This window comes from Marinoscillum sp. (assembly GCF_965229915.1).
GTDB lineage: Bacteria > Bacteroidota > Bacteroidia > Cytophagales > Cyclobacteriaceae > Marinoscillum.
In genome coordinates this window covers 4,679,371-4,693,336 of record NZ_CBDDJZ010000001.1, presented here as the reverse complement: position 1 = coordinate 4,693,336, position 13,966 = coordinate 4,679,371, and the positions used below count along the sequence as shown (strand labels likewise).

Annotated in this window: 9 protein-coding genes; 3 read left to right on the top strand and 6 right to left on the bottom strand. The window is 44.8% G+C overall.

Annotated features, from left to right (window positions below; genetic code table 11):
- Positions 1 to 84: 84 nt before the first annotated feature.
- Together ACO067_RS20040 and ACO067_RS20035 are read right to left on the bottom strand one after the other, a co-directional pair.
- The gene (locus ACO067_RS20040) at positions 85 to 2,049 is read right to left on the bottom strand and encodes a tetratricopeptide repeat-containing sensor histidine kinase (RefSeq protein WP_421877501.1); all 1,965 of its coding nucleotides are present in this window, start codon (positions 2,047 to 2,049) and stop codon (positions 85 to 87) included.
- Positions 2,046 to 2,762 (bottom strand): LytR/AlgR family response regulator transcription factor, encoded by a 717-nt coding sequence (locus tag ACO067_RS20035; RefSeq protein ID WP_421877498.1) that lies wholly within the window; start codon positions 2,760 to 2,762, stop codon positions 2,046 to 2,048. Before ACO067_RS20035 ends, ACO067_RS20040 begins: the two co-directional genes overlap by 4 nt.
- 164 nt (positions 2,763 to 2,926) lie before the next feature.
- Between ACO067_RS20035 and ACO067_RS20030 the strand changes: the two genes are divergently transcribed.
- Genes ACO067_RS20030 through ACO067_RS20020 form a run of 3 tightly spaced genes read left to right on the top strand, consistent with a single transcriptional unit; the run spans position 2,927 to position 4,610 of the window.
- A complete protein-coding gene (locus ACO067_RS20030) occupies positions 2,927 to 3,430 on the top strand; it encodes a sigma-70 family RNA polymerase sigma factor (protein ID WP_421877494.1) in 504 nt (167 codons plus the stop codon).
- On the top strand, positions 3,423 to 4,052 hold the full coding sequence (locus ACO067_RS20025) for a hypothetical protein (RefSeq protein ID WP_421877492.1): 630 nt from the start codon (positions 3,423 to 3,425) through the stop codon (positions 4,050 to 4,052). Before ACO067_RS20030 ends, ACO067_RS20025 begins: the two co-directional genes overlap by 8 nt.
- A gap of 51 nt (positions 4,053 to 4,103) precedes the next feature.
- Positions 4,104 to 4,610 carry a hypothetical protein gene (locus ACO067_RS20020; RefSeq protein WP_421877488.1) on the top strand — a complete coding sequence of 169 codons (507 nt, stop codon included), beginning with the start codon at positions 4,104 to 4,106 and terminating at the stop codon, positions 4,608 to 4,610.
- A 9-nt stretch (positions 4,611 to 4,619) separates the two neighbouring features.
- Here the strand turns inward: ACO067_RS20020 and ACO067_RS20015 are convergent, their stop codons facing one another.
- Genes ACO067_RS20015 through ACO067_RS20000 form a run of 4 tightly spaced genes read right to left on the bottom strand, consistent with a single transcriptional unit; the run spans position 4,620 to position 13,965 of the window.
- Positions 4,620 to 6,836: a TonB-dependent receptor gene (locus ACO067_RS20015; protein ID WP_421877486.1), complete on the bottom strand. Its 2,217-nt coding sequence runs from the start codon at positions 6,834 to 6,836 to the stop codon at positions 4,620 to 4,622.
- Positions 6,837 to 6,840: 4 nt separating this feature from the next.
- The gene (locus ACO067_RS20010) at positions 6,841 to 7,728 is read right to left on the bottom strand and encodes a sugar phosphate isomerase/epimerase family protein (RefSeq protein WP_421877484.1); all 888 of its coding nucleotides are present in this window, start codon (positions 7,726 to 7,728) and stop codon (positions 6,841 to 6,843) included.
- On the bottom strand, positions 7,725 to 10,331 hold the full coding sequence (locus ACO067_RS20005; protein ID WP_421877482.1) for a PQQ-dependent sugar dehydrogenase: 2,607 nt from the start codon (positions 10,329 to 10,331) through the stop codon (positions 7,725 to 7,727). Before ACO067_RS20005 ends, ACO067_RS20010 begins: the two co-directional genes overlap by 4 nt.
- Position 10,332: 1 nt before the next feature.
- Positions 10,333 to 13,965: a family 16 glycoside hydrolase gene (locus ACO067_RS20000; protein ID WP_421877480.1), complete on the bottom strand. Its 3,633-nt coding sequence runs from the start codon at positions 13,963 to 13,965 to the stop codon at positions 10,333 to 10,335.
- Position 13,966: the final 1 nt, after the last annotated feature.

Sequence of the window (13,966 nt, the reverse complement as noted above, 5' to 3'; positions counted from 1 at the left end):
AATTAGATCGCTCGATTAGGATTTAAACGACAATGCCATGGACTACAGGAATCATGTCACAAACGACAACATGCTCGTCATGAACTACGAAGCAAGCGGGAGCTTGATGGCAAACATGGAGCCTTTTCCGGGCCGACTATCAACTGAAATTTTGCCATGATTCATATCGACAAATTCTTTGACTAACACCAACCCAAGTCCCGTTCCTTTCTCCTTGGCAGTCCCTTTACGAACCTTCGATTTGTCTATTTCGAATAGTTTGGTCAATTGATCTTGATCCATCCCGATGCCCTCATCCTGAACGGTCACTTCTATAAAATTACCCTCTACCTTATGGGCCACAGTTATCTGCGCTCCCGGCGGACTAAACTTAATGGCATTGGATAGGAGATTTCTAAAAACGGTTGTAATGGTATCACGGTCAGCGAGAATTTGCTCATTGGTCAGCTGATGCACTAAGTGGATGTTCTTAAGCCTGGTGGAATCAGCCAGAACTTCGAATAACTCATCGATGATTAGCCTCACCTCCATAGGTTCAATGTTGATGCTTATCTCACCCTGCTGCCCTAGCGACCAATTGAGAAGATTGTCCAGTAGCATTTTTAGACTTTTAGTAGATTGATCCACATGATGGACCATGGTGTCGACTTTATCCAAATCCTTCTTATCCAGGTAATTCTTAATCAACCCATTGGCCGTTTCGAAAGAGGTAATGGGCCCTCTTAGGTCATGTCCGATAATGGAAAAGAGCCGGTCTTTGGTTTTGTTGGCTTTGTTCAGCTCAAATGCCTGCGCGGATATCTGAGCGTAGAGCGCTTTGGTTTTTTGGTTGGTCCGGTAGATGTAAATACCAAATCCAGCAAACAATACGGCAAAAATCACCGCGATAAAGATCAAAAGCCTTTGTTGATCGTTTTCTGCTTTGAGCGCCACGTTTTCCGCTTCCTTTTGAGTGGTTTCGTACTTCTCTTTCATCTCTTTAGCTGTCTTCTTTATTTCTACATTATTGAGACTGTCGTTTAAAGAGTTGAGTATCAACAAGGACTGATAAGCCTTTTCGAAATCCTCAATATTCCGAAAGGCTTTATGCTCAATATTTAGGAGTGCTGATTGACCCAAACTAGCATCAAGAATATTCGCATAATTTCTAGCTCGATCGAGGTAATGATAAACGCTATCGGAATCTCCGAGATACGACTTATTCAAGGCAATCAGCGCATTGGCGGACATCAAGCCATGATTTTCCGAACCACCATTAAGCACGGGTAGCGCTAGTTTTAAGGCTTCTACTGCTTCACTATATCTACCAATTTCCCGATAACTATTTGCTAAATCTACATGGAGATACGCCCAACGGACTGAATTAGCATCCACCGATTCTATACCTCGTTCATTGTAAAAGATAGCACTATCATACATTCCCTTTTCATTGAAGATCCCCGACAAGATATGATAGGCGTTGGGCAGCATATCCGGATTTGTTACATATAGTTCCTGAGCTATTGACAGATATTCCATCATCAGCTTAATGGATGTCTCAATGTCTCCCAATTCACTGTAACACAAGTACTGTAAAAACAGCGCTTCACCACGTGCTACTCCCGTAACTTCATCATACGGAGGAGTGATGTAATCCGCTACGGCTTGCATGGTATCCAGAGATTGCAGGTATTTGCCATCGAGGAACAATAAAAAGGAATAACTAGAAACAGTATTCACCAACCTTGCAGTATCCTTCATTTCAATGGACCGCTCATACAACTCACTTTGAAGATCCAACAAAGCCTGTCTATCTATTTTCTCATAGAAAATGGATAAGTTATACAATGCATCAAAACGAGATTCTGGTGTAGTATTGGCATTATCTAAAAAAGTAACCCAATCGTGTATTGATATCTCTTTCGATTGGGCGAACACCTGCTCCATGATACTGTAGTCCATCTCCACCGTAGCTTTGAGAAATACATTCATCAACGAGTCCTCTTTAGCAGATAGCCCGGCACTGGTGAAGTAAACAATGATCCATATGATGACTCTTAAATACCTCACCCGATTCGATTGATTTTTACTAACAACTCATCTTTGTAATTTCTGCCCACTGGAATCTGTTGATTGCTAATCTGAACGTGCTGGAGTTGACTCCCCACTTCATCGATCTGCTCCAAATTGATAACATAAGATCGATGGACTTGTAAGAAATTGGAGGAGAGCTGTGACAATAGATCCTTTAACCTGATGGACAATTCATGTGAACCCTCACCGGTCTGAATATGACAAACCCGACCCTTTATTTCTACAAATTGGATTTCCTGTTCCTTGATCTTTTTCAAGACATCTCCTGCTTTCAAGTAAAGCGCTTTTTCAGTTGGATTGGCAACGTTATTCTGCTCGCTCTTTTTGGACTTAGCCAACTCAATGGCGGCTAATAGCGAAGCAGCATCTAACGGCTTGGTGACATAGGATGCCGGCACGACTTCCAGGGCCTGACGAACAGTCTCCACATCTTTGTGAGAAGTGATAAAAATAAACGGACACTTATGAAAAGTCATTACCTCTTCAGCAAGATCGATACCCGATATGGACTCCCCTAGGTCAATATCCAATAGCAACACATCAGGTACCGTGGCACGAACAAGTCTTTTGAACTCATCCACGTTATCCACCACATCTATCAATATAAATCCAATGTCTGAGATCAGAGCTTTAAGGCTCTCAGCAAAGATTGGATCGTCTTCAATAGCAAGTATTCTCAGGGCGGGCATGAAGGCAAAATAATAAACTCTACCTTAAAATGGGTTTAAACCCACCTTATATGGAAATGAATGGTCAAAAAATCGCCTCTCAAGAAAAATTGTTTTGTGTTCTGTCATATTTTCAAATTGATTCACACTAACCTTATAGAAATGCATCAGACTCACCTATTTGCATGAATAAAGAGCCATTTGAAGAAGTAGTAGAAGCCAATAAACAATCGATTTTTCGGATTTGTAAGATCTACGCCACTCCACCCTATGAGCCTGAAGACTTTTTTCAGGAGGTGGTATTTCAGGGATGGAAATCATACGATCGATTCGAGGGTAAGTCCAAGGCAAGCACCTGGATCTACCGGGTGGCATTGAACGTTTGTTTGCAATTGAAGAGCAAGCATTCAAAAGCTAATGACCTGACATCACGTATTGATTCCATTCAGGTAGTGCTGAATGAGGACACCTCCTCAGAAGATCAAGAGCGATTTGAATGGTTAAAAGCATGTATCCAACAGCTCGGTGAGGCGGATCGCTCGATCATTGTGCTTTTCCTGGAGGAACTCCCATATAAGGAAATAGGAGCTGTACTCGGGCTCACCGAGAATCATGTAGCAGTGAAAATGAAACGAATCAAAGCCAAACTGGCAGAATGTATGACACCTAAAATGCAAGGACATGCGTGATCAGGAACTAAAAGACATTTGGAAGAACCCATCCAGAATGGAGCATATTTCCATCAATAAAAAACAATTACTAACTCAACTCTATAAAAAAATGAAAGAGATCGACAACAACATCAAAAAACGAGACATTAGAGAATCGGTGGCGAGCATCATCGGGATCATCATTTTTGTACTGCTAGGCTGGGACATCCCCTTCTTCTGGAGTAAGGTAGCTTGTGGAATTGCTGTGGCATGGTTTGCATTCGTCATCTACCGTCTGAAGAAACAGCGCCAAAACGAGGAGCCTGATGTGACCCTGCCATATACAGAGCAGCTGGAGCAACGCAAAGAGTATCTAAAGGGGCAGTCGCACATGCTAGATACGGCGGTCTACTGGTACGTACTACCTCCCTTTGTGATGAATGTGATCTTCTTTCTGGGTGCTGGGAATCCTTCCGAATGGGATAATTTCTTTGCGAGCGCCCTCCCAGAAGGTATCATCGAAAAAGTGGTTATTCTCAGCCTACTCGCTATCTTCTATGCCTATATCGCCTGGATCAACAAAAAGGCAAGCCGAGATCATTACGAGCCTTTAATCAGGGAAATTGAGCATACTCAAGCTGAATTGGAACATCATGGTTGATATTAAAGAACAATTCCGCTATCTTTTATTTTCAATTTAAAATGAGCGCTAATGAAACCTTTACTATTACTGACCTTAATGGCATCAAGCCTATTGGGATTTGGGCAAACCAGAGCTGAACTGGAGGATGAAGCCATCGCTATTAGAAATGAAGCAGCTAAAAAAGTAGGTACTATCAGAAAGGAGGCTTCCGACCAAATAACGGCTATCCGAAAAGAGGCGAATAAAGAGCTCACATCAGCACGTTCTCAAGCCAATAGAGAATTGACTCAGGTTAATAAAGATTTTGAGAATAAAATGCGCTCTCTAAAGGAAAAAATTGCAGGCCTTTCAGAAAAGGAGCAAGCTCAAGCAATAAAGTCTATAGAAATGCTTCACCATGAAACCATTGCTGGTAAAAGGAAGGTCTTTGAAACACAACTAAGCGGACTTGAAAAACTATACGAGATTCAGCTAAATAGTGTAGAAAAGCTCGCCGAAATTCAAATTGCTTCCATTGAAAAAGTAACAGAGACTCAACTCAATGCACTTGAGCAAAGGGCCTCAACAATTAAGTAAAATGCCTGACTACCACTCCACACGATAGGCCAGTATCGGGATCAACCCTAGTTGGTTTTGTGTTTCCCACTGATCAGTAAAAGTATCGTAATACTGATAAGCGAAGTTTTCGATATTGGCTACATTTTGTAGATCCAGCGCTATGGAGGTTGTTCGGTTCTCGTGATAGCGCTTCCACACAACACGCAGGTCAAATCGCAGGTAAGGTTGCTGGTCTATAAAATTGGCCGGAATGGTGGTAAAGTTCGATTCCAGATACGGCGCTCCCAGGTGCGGTCGATACCCGGCCTGGTACATCCCTCTCAAATCTACGGACAGCTTCCTTTTTTTTGCTTCATTGGATAGGTCCCACTCCTTGCCTGAGCTTAGCGTGAAGCTATACTGCGTGTTGTAGTAGCTTTCATAAACGTCTATTTCGGAATCGAACCAGCTTCCCCCCAGATTCAAATAAGCTGAACGCCCAAAGTCTTTTTTGAAGTTGGTAGAAAGTCCGCCTGTAAATGCTAGTTCTGTTTGTGTAGAACTCACACTGTTGGCTTCTGGAAAGCGGTAATAGAAAAACTCCGAATGCAGTGACCAGTCAGAGCCCAAAATGTCATGAGCGAGTGTCCCCCGATAGTTAGTTAACAATCCATAATCCGAAGGATCAGAAAATAGCTGTAGCTCACCGTAGCCTGCATTGTGAAAATAATTATATGGATTCATTAACATGGAGTAAACACCTACTCCAAGGGAAACTTGATTCTTGGCTCCAACATCAAGCTTCAAGCCCAAACGTGGCTCGAGTACGTAATCGCCTTCAGTAAATGATGCTCCGAATCCTGCAGTGCCAGCGAGCCGTTGACCCAAAGCACCTTCCAGTTTTACATAAGGTCGTGTGAGCCACTGTTTGAAGTCAACGTCTGACTGGAATGCTGTGGGTTGATTGATTCCTTCATATCGGTTCTGATAAAAATTCTGCATCAGTCCTAGCTCTAGTTCTCCATTGCCCAGCTTTTGCGTACTCACAGCGTTCAGACTCGCTACTTCTCTTTTAGACGTAACCCGCTCACTGTCCACCTGAGCGTCTGAGTCATTGGCATATACCGTTTCCTCCCGGTCATTATCCGCCACACTATAGGCCGCACTTACACGCAACTTCCCTTTATCGAAACCTGTTTCCCAATTGGCTCCGATGATGGCTGTCTTGTTATTGTAATAAATGTCCTTTCGATCCTTTTCCACTTCAGACTCTTCCAGTGGTTGGTGATCAAAGTTGTTGTAACTCAAGCCTCCCACTCCAAAGATTTTCAATTTGGAACGGTTTCCCACTGGGGTGGCTATATCAAAAGACAGATCCTGAAAACCTATGCTTTCACCACCAAAGTCTACCCCAAATCCAGTAAGCAAACCAGTGAACGAATACCGGTAGTTGGCTGCATAGGTGACCTTACCGCCCTGTTGGAAGGGACCTTCTGCTGCCAAATCAAAACCGATCAATGAAGCCTGTGCAGTGTACTGTCGCTCCTGGTCATTACCTTCTTTCAGGTTCATGTTAAAGATCCCACCCACGCTATTACCATATCGGTTGTCAAATGTGCTGTAGAGAAACTCAGACTGATCCAGCATTTGTGCACTCAACATGTTTACTCCACCGCCAGTGGCGGTAGGTTGATCAAGAAAGGTACCGGCATTGGATAAGTGATTGGGATTGATGATCTCGGCCCCTTCTAGTTTCCAGACATTGTAAGCAGGTGATAGCCCCCTCACCGAGATGGCATTGTTTTGGTCATTGGCAACAGCAACATCCGGAGAACTTATGATCAGTCGAGCTGGGTCGTAGTAAGTAGCAGCAATCCGGTTGATTTGCTCCTCGGTGATGCTAATCCGACCAGGGTCCACCATCGGTCTTGGAGCGGTTACTACTACTTCATCCAGATCATCAGCACTTCGTTCCAGATAGACATCTTGCTCTGTTAGCTTACCGGCCTTGAGCCAGACATTCTCTACCAGCACGGACCGGTAGCCCACATAGCTAATAACCAGCGAGATCCGACCAGGCTCCAATTCCTCAAAGGAGTACCGCCCATTGGCATTGGTAGTCGTGCCGGTATTTGTTTTATCCACACTAATCGTAGCCCCAACAAGCGGTTCATTGTTCAACTGATCGTAAACCACTCCTGTCAGAGTCTGCCCTTCCAACATCACCGTGTTGACCAACGCCAGCACTCCCAACCAATACTTCATTTTGTTATGCTAAAATTTTCTGAGTTAAGTTCTTATAAGAGATTTCAATGCTTTTCATTGGATCATCTGACTGGTCCTGCTCCACGAAGAAGTGCTTCATTCCTGAGGTTTCTTTCGCCGCAAAGATAGCCTTGTAATCGATGGTTCCTTCACCCACTTCAGCAAATCCTTGCTCTGGAGTGTCAGCCATGTCCTTCACGTGCCATAGTGGTACGCGGTTTTCAAATCGCTTGAACTGCTCCACGGCATCAAATCCTGCCTTGTTTACCCAATAAAGATCCAGCTCAAACTGCACCAGTTCAGGATCGGTCTCTGAAGCAAGAATGTCCATGCCTGTGACACCATCACCCAGATCTTCAAATTCAAAATCATGGTTGTGGTAACACACCTGAATGCCTACTTGATTGGCAGCCGCTGCGGCCGTATTGAGTGTTTCGGCCACACGTTTATAAGTTTCAAGGTTCCTCATTTCAGGCGGCAACCATGGCCACACCGCATATTTCTGACCTACCACATTCATGTACTCCAATGCGGCCTCCCAGTTGTCACTGAAGGTAGGCGGATTTATATGTCCGCTAACCATCTTCAGCCCCAGATCTTTACAGATTTTATCCATTTTTACAGCATCCAGACCGAAAACAGTATTGCCATCAAATCCAAACGGCTCAATTTTCTTGTACCCGATCTTTGCTACTTTCTCTAATGTACCTCTGGGATCAGCAGCCATTTGCTCACGAAGGGTAAACAAACCAAGACCAATTTCGGGGTCTGCAGCTGTAGCCACCGCCTGAGCAGCTTCTTTGGATCCTTTAGTTACACACGAGGGCATGATCATCACAGCGGCAGAAGCCACTGCAGTCGTCCTCAAAAAATTTCTTCTATCGTTTTTCATAAAGCATCAGATTTAGGTACAAATACAAAATTGGTGATGGTAATTAATTCATTTTCCTCGTCGGGATTAGTGAAGACAAAATACAAGTCGGACTTACCTTCGGTAGGTGTCAGATCTATTTGGATGGTGGAACTGGAAATGCTGGAAGGCATCTCGCTCACTTGACCAATCTCCTTGCCATCGGCCGATCCCAGCCTCACGGAAATAGTTGCTCCCCTAAAGCGTCGTGGTTGATGAGTCAACTGGATGGAAGCAATATCGGTCAAATCAACCTGATTAAAGCTCACCCATGCTCCATGGAAAAGGCTATTGATCACTCCTCCTCGTGCCTGAACTTCGTGTGAGTCATCAAACTGATCTGCGGCTATTCGGTTGTATCGCAACCACACTTCTCCTCTACCAGTAATCGGTTTCAAGGCATCTTTTCCTCCATCTTCATATGACGCAGCGAGCAAGTATTTACCAGCACCTTCGGTGGTTTGATAAGTTCCACTTAGTGGAAAAGAGCTGCTCTGTCCCAGCGATAAAATGTAATTGACGATTTTCTCAGCGTCTTCGGTGCTTAAGTCGGGGTGTGCGGACATGGCTTGCTCACCCCACACGCCTCCACCACCGCTAATGATCTTTCTGGAAAGGTAATTGACCGCATTTCGGTCACTACTGTAGCGGTTAGCAACAGCCGTGTAAGATGGCCCAATGGACTCACCATCTACCTTGTGACAAGACTTGCAGTCGAGCGATTCGATGATACTTAATCCATCGCTTACCGGACTTTGATGGCCAAGTGCTTCGGCCATATCACTGCTCTGATAGTGGGCAATATCAAAAGAGATGTTACGCTCATCAACACCGCTGTCCGATTGGTCATCTTCCAGATCAGAAACTTTCACTTCGTAGGCCACATTCCGACCACTCCAGAAAAAACTGCTGTTTCCAGTCACATTCACTTGCACCATAGGCGGTTCATTCCCTACCTCTACTACATACTGCTCCCTGACCGTGCTCCGACCATCGGAAACCAACAGCTCGGGGTAATACACTCCTTCTTTGGAGAAGGTATAAGTGAAAGCTGAATCAGTAACCACTTCTCCGTCGATCTTCCATTTGTAGGTGAGGCCATCGCCATCATAGTCCTCCGATGCAGATGCATCAAATAGGACTTCTAAAGGCGAAGCGCCACGATTTTTGGAAAGTGAAGCTTTTAATACCGGAGGCCTGTTGCCTTTGATATAATTGATTCTGGAAAGTCTGGCATTCTCATTTTGGGTGAACCAACCGGTACCGTATTCGATCATGTAGAGCTGTCCATCTTGGCCGAACTCCATATCGATCACGTTGTTGAATTCGGTATTCGGCATGAAAGGATACCAGTCCGTTGGGTTACCTTGATCATCCAGTTCCAGGAAGTAAATGAACCCGCGCATCCAATCATAATAGATCACTCGTCCGTCGAGGTAAGAAGGAAATTTATCTAACCCTTGGTATTCATCACTATAATAAACAGGACCAGCCATCGCATTGCGTCCCCCTGTACTTACCTGTGGGAATACTTCATAGCGCGCATAGGGATAGTAAATCTTTGCAGGATTTGCCGGAGGTAGCTCTTGCAACCCAGTATTGTTCGGACTATTGTTGATTGGCTTGTTGGGATCGTAAGGGGCGCCACCTCTTCCAGCCTGAAAATCCCACTCATTGTAAGCAAAATTCTTCCCTACAAATAACGGCCAACCAAAATATCCGGGAGCAGTGGCTACATTGAATTCGTCATAGCCTCGAGGACCTCTTCCGTCCTGGTCGTTGGCTGCATCTGGGCCTACATCTCCCCAGAAAAGCCATCCGCGCTTCGAATCAATAGAGATTCGATAGGGATTTCTACAGCCCATCACATAAATCTCAGGGCGAGTCTTTGGATCGTCATCTACAAACAAGTTGCCCTCTGGTATGGAGTAAGTTCCATCAGGCTCTGGCTTTATTCTCAAGATCTTGCCACGCAAATCGTTGGTATTCGAAGAAGATCGCTGTGCATCCCAGGCTTCTCTGCCGGGTGTTTCATCTGATGGAGAAAACCCATTAGAAGCAAAAGGATTGGTATTGTCTCCGGTAGATAGGTACAATAACCCATCTCCGCCAAACTGAATAGATCCTCCGGTATGACAACACTCCTGTCGCTGCACAGGGACTTCTAAAACCGTAACTTCATTTCGAAGACCACTACTTGTATAAGTAAATCGAGATAGGCGATTGACACTCAAATCCCCCACCGGCGAGTAGTAAAAGTAAATCCAGTCATTTTGTGCAAAGTCTGGATCCAGAGCCATGCCCATCAGTCCATCTTCTTTTTCAAAAAAGACTGCCAGAGAATCATAACTAGTTAATTCTTCCGTATTGAGGTCGTACTGTTTGATCCCCCCACGTCTCTGGGTGAACAGGATTTTTCCTTTCGGCAAAACCGCTAGTTCAGTCGGCTCATACAGGTTCGATGCAAATACCTCCTTAATGAAACGAGTTTCTTCGGGAGCCATCTCTACCGTCGCTTCCTGATGCTCCGTACTGCAGGCAAATCCAACCAACCCCAACAGTACGCCTAATGCTACATTTCTCACGTTATAATTCTCTTATTTTTATATTTCTAAACCACACGCTATTACCGTGATCTTGCAAGGTAATGTGACCTGCTTTTGCCTTTCCGAAATCAGGCATTTCGCTGAATTTACTTCCTGCGACCAGAGCATTCCAGGTATCATCCCACAAATCATACTCTACCACTTTATAGCCATTGAGCCAATGTTCTACATGTCCATTATTGACTTTCAGGATTACTGAATTCCATTCTCCAGCTGGATTGACCGTGACAAATTTTGTCTCTATCATATCATAGAGATCCCCTGCCCGATGTTTTTCAATCTGGCCATCAGGGTGTTTAGTGTTGTCCAGAATCTGATTCTCCATTCCTGTCAGCCACGGGTAAGCATATTGCTCGTCTTCCACCACATTATAGATAATACCACTATTCCCACCTTCAGAAATCTTCCAATCAAGTGATAGTTCATAATTTTCATAAGGTTTGTCTGTAATGACCACATCTCCACCATCTCCCGAAGCTCCTGGATTAAATACCAAAGAACCGTTAGCAACCTGCCATTTATTGCTGAGTGTTTGGCTGTTATAATTTCTCAATCCGGTGGTACTCTTTCCATCAAACAACAACTTCCAACCAGCCTGTTTCTCTGTCTCCGTCAATTGGTTGTTTGGAATCTTGTAAGGCTGAATATTTACTGGATTATTTTCAGGAATATTGGTCAGTGTGTACCATGCTTCTGTAGTCCAGAGCTCCTGGTCCTTTGCGCTTACAAATGGGCGCTTCACACGGAAATAAACCACATGCTTTTCTTTCAAACCATCCAACCTAAAAGACACCGTTTTTCGGTCTTCCGATAGCGAAAATGCCGTTGGAGTCATGGTTTCTAAACCTAATTTCGGTCCACCGTATTCTTTAGTTGGCTTGAAATAGAACTGCTCTATTTGGAAGTTATCAGGAGAAATAACCTGTCCGGCTTTGATCGGTTCGGTAAATTCAATTTCAAAACCATCTGATTTGGCCATTACTTTTAGCATCTCGAAAGTAGACTCGCCATTGTAAACCATGCGCTGCAGTCCGTAATTGAGCTTACCAGTTTGTCCCCAGTTACCGGATACACCGATTCCTCCTACGAGCAACGAGCCGTCCGGGGCCCAGGCTAGTCGATTAACTCCCGCTTCGATCCCTTGAGAAAACCTAAACACAACTCCCTGGTAATTATCATTGATTTTCTCCACAAATACTCGTTTAACGCCACCATGAGTCACTTCGCAGTGAATCATTTGTCCGGCGTAAGGTCCCTTGTCGAGGTAGAGTGGTGTACTCGGGGAGTTGCCAATTTCATCTTGTGGTAACCATACTACAGGTTCGTCCTGCACCAGCCCTTCAGTACCTTCATAATCCACTGAGCGAGACCCAAACCAGGCACCCTTTCGCACGTGATTGATCTTAGAAGCCGGCAACCAATCTCCCTGATTATCAGCTACAAAGATTTCACCGTCTACACCTATACCTATTCCGTTTGGCGTTCTCAGACCGGATGCAATGAATTCTACTTCTCCTGTTTCTTTGGAGATTTTCGCGAGCTTTCCTCGATCTTTCGGTTGTGGATCGGCAGATGCTCCGCCGGGCAGGATATCTGTGGCCAAAGCCCCATAGAAGTAACCATCCTTATACACCAGACCAAATGAGAACTCGTGGAAATTGGAAGAAACAGTCCAGTCATCAGCGACAGTGAGATACTCATCGATAATCATGTCACCGTCTGTATCCACCAACTTGGTTAACTCCTGTTTTTGGAGCACATAAATCTCTCCATCTACTACCTTGATCCCTAATGGCTCAGCCAACCCTGTGGCTATTCGTTTGACAGTTATCTCTTCCGGATTCTCAGATCTGAAGTTCTCTACCAAATAAACAGGTCCTAAGGCATCCCAGGTACAAACCAGCATCTGATCTTCATTGAGAAAATCGATCCCGCCCACTCGAGGTTGAAAGTCATTTGGTCTGGCCTGGAAGAGGTCAAATGAAGGGTGAACACCATCCAGCCATTGCTGATCACCAGGTATGGATTTGACCAGTTTACGTGCATCTACATAAGGCTTAACTTCCTGATAGTCATCTGGCGCAACCGAAAGCATGCTTTCAGGAACCACCTCAAAATTGCCCAAATCCTTGTTGAACCATTGGAAGGAAATGACTCCATCCGCTGCACCATTGTAATAATGTATTTCTAAGTCATGCTTACCAGCTTTGAGGTAGACTTCCCCGTCACGTGCACGCGTACCATGCGGTCCTCCATTATCAATGATTTCCTCTCCATTGATATAGACCTTACTCCCATCATCTGAAACAATTCTGAAGCTGTAGCTCGCTGTTTTGGGAATGATGAGGGAACCTTTCGCTATCATAGCTACGTCTTCTCGCTGGTCACCAAATGCCGTATTGCTACGGATATGTAGCTGTGGAATCACCGCACCTTTGAACGGTGCTTCTCCCTGTAAGACACTGAAATTTGGCGAATCACCGGAGTATAAATACAAGTAAGCTGCAAGACCGGATGTCTCCTCCGTGATTTTAGAAAAGTCGTCTCTAAAACCGGGGGTTACCGTCTTCACACCCAAATGCCACGCATTGGCGTCAGATTCTCCGTCATCATCATCCAGCGACAGAATATATCTAACCATACTCTCAGCGTCCTCTACAGCTAAATCTGTGTGAGCCGTCATTAGGGCTTCACCCCAGACTCCGCTTCCTCCTTTAATGACTTTACCCGCCAACATCGCCACGGTTTCGTCGCTATCGTTGTACTTTCTGGCCACAGCCACATATGCTGGTCCTACAGTTTTTACCTCTTCATTGTGGCAAGACTTACAATCACTTCTCTCGATGAGTTGGGCTCCAACAGGAATAGCCAACTCCTCTTGCTGATCTTCAGTGGCACTTCCAGCAGCCAAATCAAAGCCCTGGTGATAGAATGCTTTGATCTCTGTGGGTTGGTCGTTGTTGAGCATTAACTTCCCTGAAACCTTTAAAACAGATCCACCAGGATAAGCTACTTCATCCGTAGAGGTGATTTGAAAATCAGCATTGGTGGTAATATCCCGTTCATTGAGCAACGAACCAATAGTTGTATTTAGACCAACAGCGTATTCACCGGCATTTTCTACCTCGAACTTCCTAAAGAGACCGTTTTGGCTACCACGCTTGACTGCCTCGGGTGTTTCAGCTACCCGAATGACCTGACCATCAACGACTAAGTCATACATCAACTGCACCTGATCATTAGTCAACCGGTGCCCCACGTATTGAATAGTTGGTTTCGATACCTGACCATCCTTGACAACAAACCATTCATTATCTTCCTCATCCTCATCAGTATGGTAAGCATATCCTTTACTAGTCGGCTGAGGACCATGCACTGTGGTGTAAACCGCTCCATCAAAGTTGACTCCTCCTTTCCACGCTTTGTAAAGGGAAGCTCGCTGTGCGTCATAAGACACCCATACCTCATCGTTTAGTGCTGCTGTCACCATTCTCGGCTTCTGATCCATAACTGACCGAAAAACCCAGGCCTCAATAGGTCGCTCTACCTTTTTCTCTTCCTTGCAGGCAGCCAGAATCAAAGCAACCAGGCCAAATACCAAATACTTATTCATA

Excerpts from the sequence above, each read along its gene's own strand:
- ACO067_RS20035 (WP_421877498.1), bottom strand. The coding sequence starts at position 2,762 with ATGCCCGCCCTGAGAATACTTGCTATTGAAGACGATCCAATCTTTGCT.
- ACO067_RS20030 (WP_421877494.1), top strand. The coding sequence starts at position 2,927 with ATGAATAAAGAGCCATTTGAAGAAGTAGTAGAAGCCAATAAACAATCG.
- ACO067_RS20025 (WP_421877492.1), top strand. The coding sequence starts at position 3,423 with ATGCGTGATCAGGAACTAAAAGACATTTGGAAGAACCCATCCAGAATG.
- ACO067_RS20020 (WP_421877488.1), top strand. The coding sequence starts at position 4,104 with ATGAAACCTTTACTATTACTGACCTTAATGGCATCAAGCCTATTGGGA.
- ACO067_RS20015 (WP_421877486.1), bottom strand. The coding sequence starts at position 6,836 with ATGAAGTATTGGTTGGGAGTGCTGGCGTTGGTCAACACGGTGATGTTG.
- ACO067_RS20010 (WP_421877484.1), bottom strand. The coding sequence starts at position 7,728 with ATGAAAAACGATAGAAGAAATTTTTTGAGGACGACTGCAGTGGCTTCT.
- ACO067_RS20000 (WP_421877480.1), bottom strand. The coding sequence starts at position 13,965 with ATGAATAAGTATTTGGTATTTGGCCTGGTTGCTTTGATTCTGGCTGCC.